A 17261-nucleotide genomic window follows, 5' to 3' on the forward strand; every position below is an offset into this window, starting at 1 on the left:
TGAAACACCTTTTAAAATCAATACATTACAAACAAGGCATTTAATTTGAATGCAAAACACTGAAAATCAAATACTAAATAATTTTTAAAAACCATTTATTCACAACAAAATCAAATTATCATGAAAAAATTAATCCTTACCGCAGTTTTATTATTAGTTACATTTATCGGATTCGCTCAAAAGCCAAGTCCAGCATTATTAGATCCAACAAACCATACATTGGTACTGGTAGATTATGAAAGCCAAATGGCATTTGCAGTAAGCAACATTCCAATCGATCAACTTAGAAACAATACAGCCCTTGTTGCTGGAGCATCAAAAATATTCAAAGTGCCAACTATCGTAACAACAGTTGCAGAAAAATCATTCAGCGGACCTGTTTTTAGAGAAATCGAAGAATTCTACCCGCAAAAAACTTCAAACTATATTGATCGTACCACAATGAACACTTGGGAGGATGCTCCTGCACGTAAAGCAATTATTGCAACAGGTAAAAAGAAAATTGTTTTTGGCGGATTATGGACAAGCGTTTGTATCGTTGGGCCAGCATTATCAGCAATCAACGAAGGCTATGATGTTTATGTAATTACAGATGCAAGCGGAGACGTTTCTAAAGAAGCGCACGAAATGGCCGTAACACGTATGGTTCAAGCTGGCGCTCACCCAATAACTTCATTACAGTATTTATTAGAATTGCAACGCGATTGGGGTCGTCAGGAAACTTATGTACCTGTGACAGATTTAGTTAAAAAATACGGTGGCGCTTATGGTGTAGGCGTACAATATGCTCACGAAATGTTGAAACACTAATTTTATTTTAAATTAAAAATTGAGAATTAAAAATTAAAAGATATTTAAAATCTATAGTTTATTTTTCCAGGAAGATGAGCTGAAATTTAATTTTTAATTCTCAATTTTTAATTAAAACCCACTCTCCAAAACCACTTAAATACCACAACCATGAAACTCATTTCTAAAATAACAGCCCTTCTTTTAATCATTTCTCTTCCCATTTTCGGGCAAAACAAAAAAGCCACACTAATTGTTCATCATGCAGTAATTCACACTCTGGACAATAAAAACACAATCGTTGAAGCGATGGCTGTTGCTGATGGAAAAATTCTTAAAACGGGAAAAAACAGTGAAATATTAAAGTTAAAAGATAAAGCAACAACAATAATCGATGCCAAAGGAAAAGTAATTATTCCTGGAATATTTGATTCTCACATGCACATTATCCGTGGCGGAAGATTCTACAATACCGAATTACGCTGGGATGGAGTGCGATCTTTAAAAAGAGCGTTAGCCATGCTGAAAGAACAAGCACAAAGAACTCCAAAAGGACAATGGGTGCGAGTTGTAGGCGGTTGGAATGCTTACCAGTTCGAAGAAAAAAGACTGCCAACTTTGGCCGAAATTAACGAAGCAAGCGGCGATGTTCCGACATTTGTACTGCATTTATATGGACACGCTTATTTAAACAAAGCAGGCTTAGAAGCATTAAAAATTGATTCTAATACGCCAAATCCAAATGCGGGATTAATTGAAAAAGATGCTAACGGAAATCCAACCGGATTATTAATTGCTGAGCCGAATGCTTTTATCCTCTACTCTACTCTTGCCAAACTTCCAGAATTAACTCAGGATGAAAAATTTAATTCGACTAAGCAATTTATGACCGAAATGAATCGTCTTGGCGTAACCGCTATTATGGATGCAGGAGGTGGATTTCAAAATTTTCCAGACGATTACGGCGTAACAAACGGTTTATGCAAAGACAGTGATTTGACCATCAGAATGCCTTATTATTTGTTTGCACAAAAAGCAGGAAGCGAATTAAACGATTACACCAAATGGATTAATACTGTTGAAATTGGTGAAGGCTGTGATGACGATCATCATTCGGACAAAGTAGAATATCACGTTCAGGGCGCCGGAGAAAACTTGGTTATGAGCGCAGGAGATTTTGAAAACTTCGACAAACCAAGACCTGAATTAAGCCCAGCGATGGAAGGACAATTGAAAGAAGTTTTATCATTATTAGTAAAAAACAAATGGCCATTTAGAATACATGCGACTTACAACGAAAGCATTACAAGATTTTTAAATGTCATCGAAGACATTAACAAGGAAACTCCTTTAAACGGCCTTTTATGGTTCTTTGATCATGGAGAAACGGTTTCTGTAGAAAATTTAAAACGAATAAAAGCCTTAAATGGCGGATTAGCAATTCAGCACAGAATGGCGTATCAGGGAGAAAGCTTCATTAAAAGATATGGCAAAACCGCTGCTGCAAATACAGTTCCGCTTAAGAAAATTTTAGAATTGGGAATAAAAGTCGGAATGGGAACTGACGGAACCCGTGTGGCAAGTTACAATCCGTGGGTTGGTTTATACTGGTTAACTACTGGTAAAACACTTGGCGGTTTAAAATATATGAATGACGAAAATATCGTAGACAGAACAACCGCTTTAAAATTATTTACTTACGGAAGTGCCGAATTAATCAATATCGAAAAAGACCGAGGCATGCTGACTGCAGATAAACTAGCCGATTTTGCGATTCTTTCCGACGATTATTTTTCAACTTCTGAAGAAAAAATACTTAACATCGAATCCAAACTAACAGTCGTAAACGGAAAAGTAGTATATGCCGATAATGACTTTAGAACCTTTGCCAAGCAAACCCAAAAAGCAATTCCAGACTGGAGTCCGGTAAATTACTTTGGAGGTTACCAAAAAAATTAAATCATGAAAAATACATTCTTACTATTGTTGCTTTTGGGAATCTTTTTTTCTGCAAATGCACAACAAAAACCAGTTTTTCAAAAGCTGCGATATGAGGATGATTTCCAATATCTAAAACCCGATTCGACGAAAAAACTGGTACGAGAAAATCAAATATATTCCATTAGGTAAAAACGATAAATACTACGCCTCAATTGGCGGTGAAATCAGAGAACAATATTTTTATACCGTTAATGACAAATGGGGCGACGAAACAACTGGCGGAGACGGCTACTTACTTTCACGTTATTTATTAAATGCCGATATACATTTTGGCAGATTCAGGACTTTTGTTGAATTCCAAAGCAGTCTTGCCAACAGCAAAATAGATCCAAGTCCGGTGGATGAGAACGAACTGGATTTTCATCAGGCTTTTTTAGATGTTGATTTCATTCAAAATAAAAATCAGCAGTTAATTCTTAGAGTTGGTCGACAAGAAATGGCTTACGGCTCACAGCGCTTAGTAAGCGTTCGCGAAAGACCAAATAGCCGAATTGCCTTTGACGGAGTAAAACTATTTTATAAAAACAACAACTGGCAAACAGATGCTTTTTACTCTCATCCTGTTGCTAACAGAGCTGGTGTTTTTAATGATGATTTCAATGACAATGCTAAACTTTGGGGAAGTTATACGGTGATTCATAAAGTTCCTTTTATCCAAAATATCGATTTGTATTATTTAGGATTATGGAAAAACCGAGCTGTTTTTGATAATGCAGTTGGTGAAGAAACAAGACATTCGATAGGAACCAGAATTTGGAAAACAAAAGGAAACTGGAAATACGATTTTGAAGGATTGTATCAATTTGGAAAAATAAACGCTCAAAATATTGCAGCATGGACACTTTCATCAAACACATCTTATACTTTTGAAAATGTAAAATTCAGTCCTGAAATTGGTTTAAAAACCGAGTTTATTTCTGGAGATAAAAATAATAGCGACAATACATTACAAACATTCAATCCCTTATATCCAAAAGGCGCTTATTTTGGATTGGTTGGGTTAATAGGTCCAGCGAATTTAATTGACATTCACCCATCGATTGCTTTCGATCTAACAAAAAATTTAGGCTTCGGGATAGATTATGATATTTTCTGGAGAAGTTCAATTCATGACGGTTTATATGCTCCAAACATGCAATTACTATACTCTGGAGACAACACAACCGAGCGTTTTATAGGAACACAATTGATCGCTAATTTTGATTATAACGTAAATTCCTTTTTAACGCTTTCCGTTGAAGGTGCTTGGTTTAATGCCGGAGCTTTCCTAAAAGAAGCCGGTTCAGGAAAAGATTATTTTTATTCAGCTTTGACTGCTCAGTTTAAATTTTAAATTTGCAGAAAAGCTGATGCAATGGAAAAGAAATATTCAGTTGTTTTTCATCCCTCACAAGATGGAATTGAGATAATCAAAAAACTAAAATTAGAATTATTCAATAAAATTGGATGGTATAGCAGCTGCAATTCTGTAGCACATATTACAATTGGTGGATTTAAAGCGAGTGAAAATCAGCTTGAAAAATTCATACAAAAGCTTTCTAAAATCGCTGACACTTTAATTCCAATACAAATTTATTTAGATCATTTTGATGCGTATGAGGAAAGTCGGGCTTTCTTTATATCTCCTAATGAAGATTCTAAAGTAAATTTAAAACCTATGATGAAAAAAATTCAGGAAACACTTCTGATTTCCAGTAAAGACAGAAGCGACGATCCTCATATTTCAATAGGACGAAATCTAACGCCTGAAAACATCAAAATTGCCCGTGATTTATTCACTACAATTAACATGGAATTTTTATGTGATGCTATTATACTAAGAGAATTTGATCCGATTAAAAAACAATATTTTATCTTAGAAATATTTCCTTTTGGCAGTAATCCTCAGCCAGAATTAATTCAGGGAAGTTTATTTTAACCGCAAGGTTAGCAAAGATTTACGCAAAGAACGCAAGTTTTCTTTTTGAACTTTACGAGAAAACCTTTCGTTCTTTGCGGTTAAATAAACACAAGCAAAGCAACATGAAACTAAAAAAACCTGAAACCTAAAACTAAAAAAAATGTTTCGTATATTTGAATTTTACAATTTATAAATATGAAATCTCTAGATTCATTTTATCAGGATATAACCGAAGGCTCTTCAGTTGAACCAAAATCATTACTTCCAAATGACATTCAAAAAGAAATTGGTCATTTTAATGTATTTGATATCAAAGAGCTTTTGGAACGCATGAAAGGAAAGCCTGGAATGCCTTATGACAGAAGGGCTTACTACAAAATAAGTTTGATTCGCGGGAAAAACAGAGCCGAATATGCCGATAAAATAATCGATATAGAAAAGCAGGGATTGTTATTTGCAACACCAAAAATTCCGTACAACTATTTACCGCAAGACACCAACCAATCGGGACAGTTTTGTGTTTTCACCAGCGAATTTTTATCCAAAAACAAAAGCGGAATCGATCTCGACGAACTTCCTATTTTCGCTTCAGACGGTTATCCTATATTTCAATTATCTGATGAAGAAGTTGAAGAAGTTGCTGTGATTTTCAACAAAATACAAAAAGAAATCAATTCTGATTATATTTATAAATACGATTTAATTCGAAATTATGTTGCGGAATTAATTCACTTCGGACAGAAATTACAGCCTATAACAGCACTTTATTCTAAACATAATTCTGCTGCGAGAGTATCTTCTTTATTTGCGGAATTGCTTGAAAGGCAATTCCCAATTGAATCTCCAAATCAAAGATTAGAATTGCGAACTGCCAAAGATTTTGCATCTAGACTATCAGTTCATGTCAATCATTTAAATAAGGTTTTAAAGGAAAACACTGGAAAAACCACAACAGAATTAATCAGCAGCCGATTAACAAACGAAGCTAAAATCCTTTTGAAACAAACCGATTGGAATATTTCTGAAATTGCCTATTCACTTGGTTTTGAAGAATTAGCGCATTTTTCTAATTTCTTTAAGAAACAAACGTCGTTGACGCCTTTGGCTTTTAGATTGTAGATTGTTGATTTTAGATTTTAGATTTTAGATTATACAAATACGCGCAATACTTGTCATTGCGAGGAAACGAAGCAACCGCACTAGTATGAGTACCTGTAGCAAGTGAGATTGCTTCGTTCCTCGCAAAGACTATGCTTTAAGTATATTCTGTGCGTGTCCTTCGACTTCGCTCAGGAATACATAAAATAAGAATTGGATTTTTGGAATTTAAAAAAAAATGAATTTCAGTTATCTGATTTGAATTTCGCAAACATCGGTTTGATATTTACAATTCCCAAATCTACTTTGCTCCTACCTTTGTCTTATCAATTTAAAAGATCGAAAAGATGAATTTATCAAACAACAAAATTTTAATTACGGGTGGTGCAAGCGGTATCGGACTTGGACTTACTGAACGATTTATTCAAGAAAACAATACCGTTATAATATGCGGCAGAAGAGAATCTGTTTTAAACAAAGTAAAAGCAAAATTTCCATCGGTGATAACAAAAGTCTGCGATTTATCTTTAGAAGAAGAAAGAATCGAACTTTACAAATGGATTTCTGAAAATCATCCGGACTTAAACGTATTAATCAATAATGCTGGAATTCAAAAATGGATTTCTGTTACAGATGCTGGTTTTTACGAAAGTATGAAAGCTGAAATCTCGACAAATATCGAAGCTCCTTTACATTTAACTTCATTATTTATAGAGTTAAAATCTTTACAAACAGTTATGAATGTAACTTCTGGATTGGCATTTTCCCCTTTTGCAAAAGTTCCGGTTTACTCGGCTACGAAAGCGTTTTTCCGTTCGTTTACGATTTCACTTCGTCATTTATTAAAAGCGAAAAATATCGAAGTAATCGAAATTATTCCGCCGGCACTAAATACAGATTTGGGTGGAGTTGGTTTACACGACGCACATCCAAGTGTAAACGATTTTATTGTTTCTATTTTTGAACAACTAAAAGAAGGCAGAACAGAACTTACCTTTGGAACCAGCGAAACCAGATTAAACGCAAGTGTACCAGAATTGAAGGCATCATTTGAGGCTTTGCATTCTAATTAAGTAAAATGTTGAATGTGAGATGTGAGATGCAAAAAAGGAATTCTACCTTAAAAAAACATGACAAAAATTTCACATCTACATTTCACATCTTACAACTAACATTTTACATTTTACATTATACATTTCACAAATTAACAATTATAAAAAATGGCAGTAAATACAAAAATAGCTCTGGTTACAGGCGGAAGCAGAGGTTTAGGAAAAAATATGGCAATTGCAATAGCAAAAAAAGGAATTGACGTAATTATCACTTACAACAGCAAAAAAGAAGAAGCTGATTTGGTGGTGAAAGAAATTGAAAATTTAGGTCAGAGAGCGGCTTCGCTTCAATTAAATGTGGCTGAGTCAAGTACTTTTGATGCATTTTTTACAGCAGTAGAATCAACTTTAAAAAGTGTTTTTAATACTGATAAATTTGACTTTTTGGTAAACAACGCTGGAATCGGAATTCACAATTCTTTCATTGGAACAACTGAAGCGGAATTTGATCAATTGACTAATATTCAGTTCAAAGGTCCGTTTTTCTTAACCCAAAAAGGATTAAATATAATGAATGACGGCGGCGGAGTCGTAAATATTTCTACAGGTTTAGCTAGATTCTCGTTCCCTGGTTATGCTGCTTATGCTGCAATGAAAGGGGCAATTGAAACCTTAACTAAATATCAGGCAAAAGAATTAGGCGCTAGAAAAATCAAAGTAAATGTTGTGGCCCCAGGCGCAATCGAAACAGATTTTGGCGGCGGAGTGGTTCGCGATAATGAACAAATGAACCAACAAATAGCTTCTGTAACCGCTTTAGGAAGAGTTGGTTTACCTGACGATATTGGTGGTGTCGTAGCTTTTTTATGTACTGAAGAAGCTCGCTGGATAAATGCACAACGCATTGAAGTTTCTGGTGGGATGATGCTTTAAGTTAATTGTTGATGGTTGATGGTTAATGGTTAATGGTTAATGGTTGATGGTTAGTGGTTGATGGTGGTTAATGGTTAATGGTTAATGGTTAGTGGTTGATTGTGGAATGGTTAGTGGTAATTTTAACTTTTAACTTTTAACTTTTAACTTTTAACTTTTAACTTTTAACTTTTAACTTTTAACTTTTAACTTTTAACTTTTAACTTTTAACTTTTAACTTTTAACTTTTAACTTTTAATTTCTTAACCCATAAAAAACAAAACCCGATAAGCTTTAAAAACTTATCGGGTTTGTCATTTCAAATATATTTGAATTAGTAAGAAGTTTACCTAATTTGGATTCTTTTATAAAATTCACCGTCCTGATCGAAAACTACATTGTAAAACTTTGCATCTTTGACCACTCCCGCTTCATAACTTTTTATATTTAAATTATTTACGACAGCAAAAAATTGTTTCAAAGACTTAACGGGATAATTTTCTTTAAGATAAGCTTGTGCTTTTTTCGGCAGTTTGGTTAATAATGTTTGTGTTTTGTAAGCTTTAAAATTTCCTTCTTTATCATATCGGGCAAAAGCAATTGTTTTTGCTGTTTCATTAAATTTTGCTTCAAAAATGATATCTTCATTTTTACCGTATTCAATATCCCAAACTGGTTTCTTTTGCGGATATTGGTTTTCAAAAGCTGTTCTAATATTTTCTGGCGGCACTATAATCCCATTTTGGCCAATTAGAAAATTACTATAAATTACAAAGGCGAATAAAATAATTTTTCTCATGCTTAGATTTTAAATTAAAAATATAAAACTAAACAAATATTAATAATTTTCCTACGAAATTAATTTTTCTCTACTATCACATTAAAACCGCCGTCTTTATCAAACTGTATATCATAGAATTTGGCGTCTTTTTCAATTCCAACTTCATAGGTCGTTATTTTTTTATAATCTACAACAACTGCAATTTCGCGAATAGCTTTGGCCGGGTAATTTTTCTTTAAATAAGCTTGTGCTTTTGGTGGCAGCTGGCTTAAAGGAATTTGTAATTCATAAGCTTTCATAGCACCCAAATTGTCGTAAACCGCTAATGCTTTGGTTGTGTTATTTACATTATATCGTGCTTCGTAACGAATTTCATCATTGTCATCTCCCACATATTCTTCGGCCCAAACCGGCACTTTACCCGGATATTCCTTTTCAAAAGCAAGTCTCACAACTTCTGGAGGTGTAACTACTTTTTTCATATTAGTTCCTTCTTGTGCAATTAAAAAACTGCTGCATAAAAAAGTAAAAGTCAAAAACACGTTTTTCATGGCTTCATTTTTTAAATTAAACTTTAAATAACGTATTAAAAGTACTACTTTTTAATTAAGAACAAATGAAGTGAACAACATTTTTAATGAACGCAAATTAATCATCTTAAAAACAAACACTTAAACAGAAATCAATTTATAATTCCAGCTTTTTTAATCTATCGGTTAGCTCTCTTTTATAAGTAATTCCTATTGGAATTTTTTCATTTTTAATCACCACAAAATCTTTTTCAGTAACCTCAATTTTATCTAAGGCAACTATATACGATTTATGAATACGCATAAAACTTTTTTCTGGCAGGCATTTATCAAATTCAGTTGTTGTAATCGATGCCAGATAAGTTCTTTTAATTGTATGCAGTTTTACATAGTTCCCAAAACTCTGCGCAAACAAAAGCTGATCCAATTCGATATTCATTAAGTAGCCGTCGACTTTTACGTTAACCGAATTAATTGCTTCTTCTGGTTTTTGTTTTCCATTTTCTGTGGCAAAAAAACGATCAATTGCTTTTAAAAATCTTGGAAAATAAATCGGTTTCAGCAGATAATCAATTACGCCGTAATCGTAGCTTTCTAAAGCAAATTCAGAATAAGCGGTTGTTAAAATAGTTTTTGGATGGGTTGGAAGAATCTTCAGCAGTTCCATTCCAGAAATTTCAGGCATATTAATATCCAGAAACATCAAATCAACTGTATTTTCTCTAAGATAATTCATTGCTTCAATGCCATTATAGCCTTGAAAAACCAATTCTAACTGCGGATTCTGTTTGATGTAATTCGCCAAAACATAATGCGCCGCTGGTTCATCGTCTACAATAATGCATTTTTTTGCTTCTCTCATCCTACAAACTTTTTAAGTTGTATTTCCAAATCAACAATATAAGTCTGTTTATCGTCTTGAATATCTAATTTATAATCTTTCCCATAAATTAAATTCAAACGTTCGATTGTGTTTTTTAAGCCGATTTTGGTCGAAATCACATCGTTTTTCTTCGGAATCGAATTGGTAACATGCAGATGTAGTAACCCTTCTTTTACCGTAATTGTAATTTTTACATAGCAGTTTTCTATTGCACAAGTTCCATGTTTAAAGGCATTTTCAACAAATGCAATTAAAAGCATTGGCGAAATTTTATAAGCGTTTTCGTTGTCAATATCAGCATCAAATGTAATGTCACAGCGATAGCCAACACGTTCTTTTTCAAGCTGAACATAACTGTTTATAAACTCCAATTCGTCTTCTAAAGAAACGCATTGTTTACTGTTACTTTCCAATTGATAACGCATGAGCTGCGAAACTTTCATGATCAAATCTGGTGTTCGGTCTGGAAATTGAAGACTTATTCCGTAAAGTGTATTAAAAGTATTGAACAAAAAATGCGGATTCAATTGTCCTTTCAAAGAATTTAACTGCATTTGATTGAACAATAAAGCCGCATCGGTTTGTTTTCTGTGGATACGATAAAATTTAAATACAATTATCGGACTCAGAATACAGACTAAAGTTCCTAAAACGCTGGCCAATTGATAAGCGTAACTTCTTTGATGTGAGTTTTGATACAAATGACATTTGGCAAACATATCCAGCATTGTGATTTCGTACAATATGACAGAAAACACAAAAACTCCAAACAATGTCAATATGATATACGTAAAAGGTTTGTTTGCTTTGAATAAAATTGGAAGGAGAAAGAAACGGTTAAATTGGGCGTGCATGTATAAAATACAATAGAAAAATACCCCCATTAAAATAGAAATGAATGAACTAAATAGCATCCAATCATTTTTTAAGGTATAAATTGTAAATGAAAAAAGGACAACGGCAACCTCCTGCCACCATTTGTTATCCAATATGTTATCGACTTTTTTGTTCATTCTTAATTTGGAAATAGTTTACAAAGTACGAACAAATATTTAATTATTTTTTTCAAAAAATGACAAATTCAATTCGTCATTTACTAGTGCAGTACATCACTTAACATGACTTTTATCAGCGTAAGAGAAATAAATTTGTTTCATCAAAAAACATTTCATATCACACCTTGAGTTTATGTATTTCAAAAAAATTACCATTTTATTTTTATTGATTTTTGCCTCAATTGGTTACTCTCAGACCCTTTCTTTAAAAGAAGCAATAAAAACTGGGCTTGAAAACTACGGTTCCATCCGAGCAAAAAACAATTACACCAATGCATCAAAAGAGACTCTAAAACAATCTCGTCGTGATTATCTGCCTAACTTAAATTTGTCGGCGCAGCAAGATTACGGAACTGTAAACGGACAAAACGGACCTCTTTATGGTTTTGGAGGACTTGGAGTTGCTTCATCAGGACTTCCATTACCTGAACAAAACTGGAACTCAGCGTTTGGCGCACTTTATCTGGTCAACATGAACTGGGATTTTTTCACGTTTGGAAAAATGAAAGAAAAAATCAATTTGTCTAAGATTGATGTTCAGGCCAAAGAAAAAGATTTAGAGCAGGAAAAATTCCAACAGGAAATCAAAATTTCTGCTGCTTATCTTAATTTATTAGCGAGCCAAAGATTATTGATTTCGCAGCAAAAAAATCTAGACCGCGCAGAAATTTTCAAAAAGACAGCTGTTGCCAGAGTTAAAAACGGATTATTAGCTGGCGTAGATTCTACACTAGCAACTGCAGAAGTTTCTAAAGCTAAAATTGCTTTAAACTTAGCTAGAAATTTCGTTAAAGAACAAAACAACAAATTAGTTGATTTGATGGGTGTTGCGCCTCAGGATTTTGTTACTGATACTCTTTTTGTAACTCAGATTCCAAAAGAACTAATTAAAGGAAACGCGGCAAATGACAGTCTGCATCCGTTATTGCAATTCTATAAAACGAGAATTGATTACAGCAACCAGCAGGTTAAATTATTCAAACGTTTTTATTACCCAACAATGAGTGCTTTTGGTGTTTTACAAACGAGAGCTTCAGGATTTGAAAACAGCTATGCAACCGACCAAAATGCTTTCAGCAGAAATTATTGGGACGGCGTAAATCCAGATCGTACAAACTATTTGATTGGAGTTGGAATTACGTGGAATTTAACCACGCCGTTTAGATCCAGCAAACAAGTCAGCGCTCAGAAATTTGTTTCTCAGGCTTTGCAGGAAGAATACAATCAGGCGGATAGAGAATTAAAATCACAGCTGAATTTTGCCGAAGATAAGATCAGAATTACTTTAGAAAATTATGCCGAAGCGCCTATTCAGGTTGATGCGGCAAAAAGAGCTTACCTGCAAAAATCGACTTTATACAAAAACGGTTTAACCGACTTAACTGATTTAACACAAACAATGTATGTTTTGAATCGTGCGGAAATTGATCGTGATATTGTCAACAATAATGTATGGCAGTCGTTCTTGTTGAAAGTTGCTGCAACGGGCAATTTTGACTTATTTATAAATGAATTTTAATTAGATCCAAATGAATTTAATACGTTTTGCACTCCGCAAACCCATTTCCATATTAGTATTGGTTGCGGGTCTATTTTTCTTCGGAATTGGTGCCATCAAAGACATTAAGGTAGATATTTTACCGAAAATGAATTTACCGGTTATCTATATTGCGCATCCTTTTGGAGGTTACACGCCAGACCAGATGGAAGCTTATTTTGCCAAGACTTACGTCAACATTCTGCCTTTTGCCAACGGTGTAAAATCGGTAGAAACCAAAAATATTCAGGGGTTAATGATCATGAAATTAACCTATTATGAAAACACCAATATGGCGCAGGCTGCAGCCGAACTGAGTTCACTTTCGAACAGGATTCAGGCGGCATTTCCTCCAGGGACACAGCCTCCGTTTATCATTCGTTTTGATGCTTCTTCACTGCCAATCGGGCAATTGGTCTTGAGCAGTAAAATACGTTCAAATAACGAATTACAGGATTTAGCCAACGTTTATGTTCGTGCTTCGTTTACTTCGATTCCAGGATTATTGTCTCCTGCGCCTTTCGGCGGAAGCCCAAGAACAATCGAGGTTAACGTTGACCCAGATTTACTGCGTTCGCACAATATGACTCCAGATCAAGTTGTAGAAGCGATTCGTGTCAACAACCAAACGGCTCCAGGCGGAAACGTGCGAATGGGCGACAAAAATTATATCACGCCAACCAACAATACAATTAAAGAAGTTAAGGATTTTGAAAACATTCCGTTATTCAAAGGAAGCGTTCAAAACTTAAAATTAGGCGATGTAGCGACTGTAAAAGATGGTGCCGATATTACTGCGGGTTATGCTTTGGTAAACGGAAAACGTTCGGTTTATGTCAGTATCGCAAAAGCCGGAGATGCTTCTACTTGGGATGTGGTTCAGAAATTAAAATCAGAACTTCCTAAAATTCAAAGTACATTACCCGAAGACGTAAAATTATCATACGAATTTGACCAGTCGGTTTATGTAATTAACTCGGTTAAAAGTTTAATTACCGAAGGAATTATTGGTGCGGTTTTAACGGGTTTAATGGTTTTATTATTCTTAGGAGATAGACGTGCCGCGTTAATCGTAATTTTAACGATTCCGATTTCGATTATTTCAGGAGTTTTATTCCTGAAATTATTTGGACAGACGATCAACTTAATGTCGCTATCAGGATTGGCTTTGGCAATTGGTATTTTGGTGGATGAAAGTACGGTTACGATCGAAAATATTCACCAGCATCTCGACATGGGAAAACCAAAAGCACTCGCTATTTGGGATGCTTGTCAGGAAATTGCTTTACCAAAATTATTGATTTTATTGTGTATTCTTGCCGTATTTGCACCAGCATTTACAATGGTTGGTATTCCGGGAGCGTTGTTTCTGCCTTTGGCTTTAGCAATCGGATTTTCTATGGTAATTTCATTTTTATTATCGCAGACTTTTGTGCCTGTAATGGCCAACTGGTTAATGAAAGCGCATCCAAAACACGATCATACGCCGGAAATTACAGACGATGAAGCTGAATTTAATGCCTGCGGCTTAACTCCAGAATCTGAAAGAGAGCTTATTACGCAGAAAAAAAACTATGTAGAAAAGGACGATACAAACAGCGACGGAAAAATAGGTGCTTTTGAGCGTTTTAGAATCCGTTTTATGAGAACGCTGGATCGATTATTCGTTCATAAAAAAGCAACCAGTATTGTGTATTTAGTTTCTGCAACGGTTTTAGCAATTGTATTAATTACTTTTATTGGAAAAGATGTTTTCCCGAAAACCAATTCAAGTCAGTTTCAACTGCGACTTCGTGCTCCAGACGGAACGCGTTTAGAAAGAACAGAAGAACAGGCTGTAATTACGCTAAAAGAATTGAAAAAAATGGTTGGACCTGAACATATCGGAATATCTTCTGTGTATGTTGGACAGCACCCGTCTTTATTCTCCATCAACCCGATTTACTTGTTTATGGCAGGTTCGCATGAAGCTGTTTTTCAGGTAAGTTTAAAAGATTATCATGCCGATATGGATGAGTTTAAAGACGAGTTCAGGGCAAGATTGAAAAAATTACTGCCAGACACTAAAGTTTCTTTTGAACCAATTGAATTAACAGATAAGGTTTTAAGCCAAGGCTCTCCTACTCCAATCGAAATTCGAATTGCAGGAAAAGATAAAAAACGAAATGAATTATACGCGAATCAAATTGTTGATAAACTAAAAGCAATTTCGTATTTCAGAGATGTGCAGATCGGACAACCGATTCATTATCCAGCAATGAATATTGACATTGACAGAACCCGTGCAGCAGAATTAGGCGTAGACATGAACGATATTTCACGTTCGCTTGTGGCTTCAACCTCATCATCAAGATACACCGAAAAAAATATGTGGGTTGATGAAAGAGCGGGATTATCATACAACGTTCAGGTTCAGGTTCCGTTGAACCAGATGAAAAGTAAAACCGATATTGGAGAAATTCCGTTATTGAGAAACTCGCTTCGTCCTGTTTTAAGTGACGTTGCTAAAATTACACCCGGATTTGTAAGCGGTGAAAATGACAATTTAGGGGCCATGCCGTACATTACCGTTACTGCAAACATCAACCAAACCGATTTAGGTACGGCTACAAAAGATGTAGGCAAAACAATTAGTTCTCTTGGCGAATTACCACGTGGTTTGTTTATCACGCCAATTGGACTAAGTACTGTACTGACTGAAACATTAAGTAGTTTACAATCAGGATTATTGGTTGCCGTTTTTGTAATCTTCTTAATGTTGGCCGCTAATTTCCAGTCGTTTAAAGTTTCGTTAGTAATCTTAACGACAGTTCCTGCAGTGGTTTTAGGAGCTTTATTAATGCTGACTATTACAGGTTCTACACTAAACTTACAATCGTATATGGGAATCATTATGTCGGTTGGGGTTTCGATTGCCAATGCCGTTTTATTGGTTACGAATGCCGAACAGCTTCGAAAAATAAATGGCAATGCCTTAGAATCTGCGCGTGAAGCTGCGGCGCTGCGTTTGCGTCCGATTATCATGACATCTGTTGCGATGATTGCGGGAATGCTGCCAATGGCTATTGGCCACGGCGAAGGAGGCGATCAGGTTTCTCCGTTAGGAAGAGCGGTTATCGGTGGACTTTTATTTTCTACTTTTGCCGTATTATTAATCCTTCCGCAGATATTTGCCTGGGCACAAGAAAAAACAACGACACAATCTGTTTCTTTAGATCCTGAAGACGAAGAAAGTATCCATTATATCTCATCATTAAAACCAAAAAATGAACACTAAAATTATAAAATACAGCCCGCTGTTTTTAGCAGCATTATTTTTTCTGAACAGCTGTAATTCCAAGAAAGAAGAAGTTGTTACGGCAGAAATTGAACCTAAAACAGAAACGTTTCTTTTAGAAAAAGAAAAACTGACTACAGAATTGCGTTTACCTGCTGAATTAACGGGTTTCCAACAAGTAGATTTGTATGCTAAAGTGAGCAGTTTCGTAAAATTATTAAAAGTTGATATTGGAACGAAAGTAAAAAAAGGACAGCTTTTGATTGTTTTAGAAGCGCCGGAAATCAGTTCACAATTGGCTGCAGCCGAATCAAGATTGAAATCGATGGAAGCGATTTATGCAACCAGCAAAAGCACCTACAACCGTTTGTATGAAACAAGCAAGGTTGAAGGAACGATTTCTAAAAACGATTTAGAAATGGCAAGCGGTAAAAAGAATTCTGATTACGCACAATATCAGGCTGCCGTTGCGGCACACAAAGAAGTAGGCATTATGAGAGGATATCTTGAAATTCGCGCTCCTTTTGATGGTGTTGTAGCAGCAAGAAATGTGAATTTAGGAACTTATGTTGGTCCAGCCGGAAAAGGTTCTGATCTGCCTTTATTGACGATTCAACAGCAGGATAAATTGCGTTTGGCGGTTTCTATTCCAGAATTGTATACGGGATATTTACACAATGGAGACGAGATGAGTTTTAATGTAAAATCGTTACCAGAAACTTTTAAAGCGAAAATTACCAGAATGTCTGGCGCTTTAGATTTAAAACTGCGTTCTGAGCGTGTTGAAATGGATGTTATCAATACCAAAAAAGATCTTTTACCTGGAATGGTTGCCGAAGTTTTATTGCCGTTAAACGCAAAAGACAGCACATTTGTAGTTCCGAAATCGGCGGTGGTGAATTCTGCTGAAGGTTTATTTGTGATCAAAGTTTTGAACCACAAAGCAACAAGAGTCAACATTAAAAAAGGAAGAGAAATCGACGATAAAATCGAAATATTCGGTGATTTAAATCCGAAAGATAAACTGGTAAAAATTGCCAGCGAAGAAACTAAGGAAGGCGATACAATAAACGAATAACCTGCGTTTTAGTCTTCATTTTAGTGATTATTAATTACTGTACGCATTTTTTAGGAATGCAAATTTAAAAATTTGCCTAAGGACAGCTCCTCTTTTTTGAGGGGCTGTTTTTTTATTAAGCAAATTAAAAAAATAAATAGGTAAATGTACTGGGTTATAAAGATTCGTAAATTCATACTTTTGAAAAAATAATCTACTTTAAAATAAATAAATTTATCTACAAAAATATATTATCTGTAAATTTAACTGACAAATGTGGTATTGAATATCTAAATAAATCAATATTTGTTTATTAAATTCTTATTTTTGGAGATTTATCACTTATGAGGTTAAAAGAATTATAAAATAATTTCTCATAAACATAAAAT

Annotated in this window: 15 protein-coding genes; 11 read left to right on the forward strand and 4 right to left on the reverse strand. The window is 34.8% G+C overall.

Annotated features, from left to right (window positions below; all coding sequences use genetic code 11):
- Positions 1-120: 120 nt before the first annotated feature.
- From QE431_RS12950 to QE431_RS12985, 8 genes are all read left to right on the forward strand, one after another.
- On the forward strand, positions 121-810 hold the full coding sequence (locus QE431_RS12950) for a hydrolase (RefSeq protein ID WP_134141916.1): 690 nt from the start codon (positions 121-123) through the stop codon (positions 808-810).
- A gap of 150 nt (positions 811-960) precedes the next feature.
- Positions 961-2748: an amidohydrolase gene (locus tag QE431_RS12955; RefSeq protein WP_307296526.1), complete on the forward strand. Its 1788-nt coding sequence runs from the start codon at positions 961-963 to the stop codon at positions 2746-2748.
- A gap of 3 nt (positions 2749-2751) precedes the next feature.
- Positions 2752-2919 carry a hypothetical protein gene (locus QE431_RS12960; RefSeq protein WP_307296528.1) on the forward strand — a complete coding sequence of 56 codons (168 nt, stop codon included), beginning with the start codon at positions 2752-2754 and terminating at the stop codon, positions 2917-2919.
- A 34-nt stretch (positions 2920-2953) separates the two neighbouring features.
- Positions 2954-4123: an alginate export family protein gene (locus tag QE431_RS12965; RefSeq protein ID WP_307300547.1), complete on the forward strand. Its 1170-nt coding sequence runs from the start codon at positions 2954-2956 to the stop codon at positions 4121-4123.
- Between the two features lie 21 nt (positions 4124-4144).
- Positions 4145-4708 carry a 2'-5' RNA ligase family protein gene (locus QE431_RS12970; RefSeq protein WP_307296530.1) on the forward strand — a complete coding sequence of 188 codons (564 nt, stop codon included), beginning with the start codon at positions 4145-4147 and terminating at the stop codon, positions 4706-4708.
- A gap of 177 nt (positions 4709-4885) precedes the next feature.
- Positions 4886-5809 (forward strand): AraC family transcriptional regulator, encoded by a 924-nt coding sequence (locus tag QE431_RS12975; RefSeq protein WP_307296533.1) that lies wholly within the window; start codon positions 4886-4888, stop codon positions 5807-5809.
- A 326-nt stretch (positions 5810-6135) separates the two neighbouring features.
- Positions 6136-6861, forward strand: a complete 726-nt coding sequence (locus tag QE431_RS12980) for an SDR family oxidoreductase (RefSeq protein ID WP_307296536.1) — start codon at positions 6136-6138, stop codon at positions 6859-6861.
- 147 nt (positions 6862-7008) lie between these two features.
- Entirely contained in the window at positions 7009-7773 is a 765-nt protein-coding gene (locus tag QE431_RS12985; RefSeq protein WP_281865940.1) for an SDR family oxidoreductase, read from the forward strand.
- A 325-nt stretch (positions 7774-8098) separates the two neighbouring features.
- On the opposite strand, the gene QE431_RS12990 is transcribed toward QE431_RS12985, so the two are convergent.
- The 4 genes from QE431_RS12990 to QE431_RS13005 form a co-directional block, all read right to left on the reverse strand.
- Positions 8099-8551, reverse strand: a complete 453-nt coding sequence (locus QE431_RS12990) for a hypothetical protein (protein ID WP_134141907.1) — start codon at positions 8549-8551, stop codon at positions 8099-8101.
- A gap of 59 nt (positions 8552-8610) precedes the next feature.
- Positions 8611-9084 carry a PepSY-like domain-containing protein gene (locus tag QE431_RS12995; RefSeq protein ID WP_307296540.1) on the reverse strand — a complete coding sequence of 158 codons (474 nt, stop codon included), beginning with the start codon at positions 9082-9084 and terminating at the stop codon, positions 8611-8613.
- 136 nt (positions 9085-9220) lie between these two features.
- Positions 9221-9925 (reverse strand): LytTR family DNA-binding domain-containing protein, encoded by a 705-nt coding sequence (locus QE431_RS13000; RefSeq protein WP_307296543.1) that lies wholly within the window; start codon positions 9923-9925, stop codon positions 9221-9223.
- Positions 9922-10959, reverse strand: coding sequence for a sensor histidine kinase (locus QE431_RS13005; RefSeq protein WP_307296546.1), 1038 nt, complete (start codon positions 10957-10959; stop codon positions 9922-9924). Before QE431_RS13005 ends, QE431_RS13000 begins: the two co-directional genes overlap by 4 nt.
- A 175-nt stretch (positions 10960-11134) precedes the next feature.
- On the opposite strand from QE431_RS13005, the gene QE431_RS13010 reads away from it, so the two are divergent.
- From QE431_RS13010 to QE431_RS13020, 3 genes are read left to right on the forward strand one after another with little or no spacing between them, the layout of a single operon-like run.
- Complete coding sequence (locus QE431_RS13010) at positions 11135-12520, forward strand: TolC family protein (RefSeq protein WP_307296548.1); 1386 nt, start codon at positions 11135-11137, stop codon at positions 12518-12520.
- Between the two features lie 10 nt (positions 12521-12530).
- Positions 12531-15815 carry an efflux RND transporter permease subunit gene (locus QE431_RS13015; protein WP_307296551.1) on the forward strand — a complete coding sequence of 1095 codons (3285 nt, stop codon included), beginning with the start codon at positions 12531-12533 and terminating at the stop codon, positions 15813-15815.
- Positions 15805-16893: an efflux RND transporter periplasmic adaptor subunit gene (locus QE431_RS13020; protein ID WP_057116213.1), complete on the forward strand. Its 1089-nt coding sequence runs from the start codon at positions 15805-15807 to the stop codon at positions 16891-16893. The genes QE431_RS13015 and QE431_RS13020 overlap by 11 nt, the downstream gene beginning before the upstream one ends.
- The last annotated feature ends 368 nt before the right edge of the window (positions 16894-17261 follow it).

Origin of the sequence: Flavobacterium sp. SORGH_AS_0622 (genome assembly GCF_030818825.1) — a bacterium.
Taxonomy (GTDB): Bacteria; Bacteroidota; Bacteroidia; order Flavobacteriales; family Flavobacteriaceae; genus Flavobacterium.

Bases quoted from the DNA above. Each gene is read 5' to 3' on its own strand.
- QE431_RS12950 (WP_134141916.1), top strand. From the start codon at position 121: ATGAAAAAATTAATCCTTACCGCAGTTTTATTATTAGTTACATTTATC.
- QE431_RS12955 (WP_307296526.1), top strand. From the start codon at position 961: ATGAAACTCATTTCTAAAATAACAGCCCTTCTTTTAATCATTTCTCTT.
- QE431_RS12960 (WP_307296528.1), top strand. From the start codon at position 2,752: ATGAAAAATACATTCTTACTATTGTTGCTTTTGGGAATCTTTTTTTCT.
- QE431_RS12970 (WP_307296530.1), top strand. From the start codon at position 4,145: ATGGAAAAGAAATATTCAGTTGTTTTTCATCCCTCACAAGATGGAATT.
- QE431_RS12975 (WP_307296533.1), top strand. From the start codon at position 4,886: ATGAAATCTCTAGATTCATTTTATCAGGATATAACCGAAGGCTCTTCA.
- QE431_RS12980 (WP_307296536.1), top strand. From the start codon at position 6,136: ATGAATTTATCAAACAACAAAATTTTAATTACGGGTGGTGCAAGCGGT.
- QE431_RS12985 (WP_281865940.1), top strand. From the start codon at position 7,009: ATGGCAGTAAATACAAAAATAGCTCTGGTTACAGGCGGAAGCAGAGGT.
- QE431_RS12990 (WP_134141907.1), bottom strand. From the start codon at position 8,551: ATGAGAAAAATTATTTTATTCGCCTTTGTAATTTATAGTAATTTTCTA.
- QE431_RS12995 (WP_307296540.1), bottom strand. From the start codon at position 9,084: ATGAAAAACGTGTTTTTGACTTTTACTTTTTTATGCAGCAGTTTTTTA.
- QE431_RS13000 (WP_307296543.1), bottom strand. From the start codon at position 9,925: ATGAGAGAAGCAAAAAAATGCATTATTGTAGACGATGAACCAGCGGCG.
- QE431_RS13005 (WP_307296546.1), bottom strand. From the start codon at position 10,959: ATGAACAAAAAAGTCGATAACATATTGGATAACAAATGGTGGCAGGAG.
- QE431_RS13010 (WP_307296548.1), top strand. From the start codon at position 11,135: ATGTATTTCAAAAAAATTACCATTTTATTTTTATTGATTTTTGCCTCA.
- QE431_RS13015 (WP_307296551.1), top strand. From the start codon at position 12,531: ATGAATTTAATACGTTTTGCACTCCGCAAACCCATTTCCATATTAGTA.
- QE431_RS13020 (WP_057116213.1), top strand. From the start codon at position 15,805: ATGAACACTAAAATTATAAAATACAGCCCGCTGTTTTTAGCAGCATTA.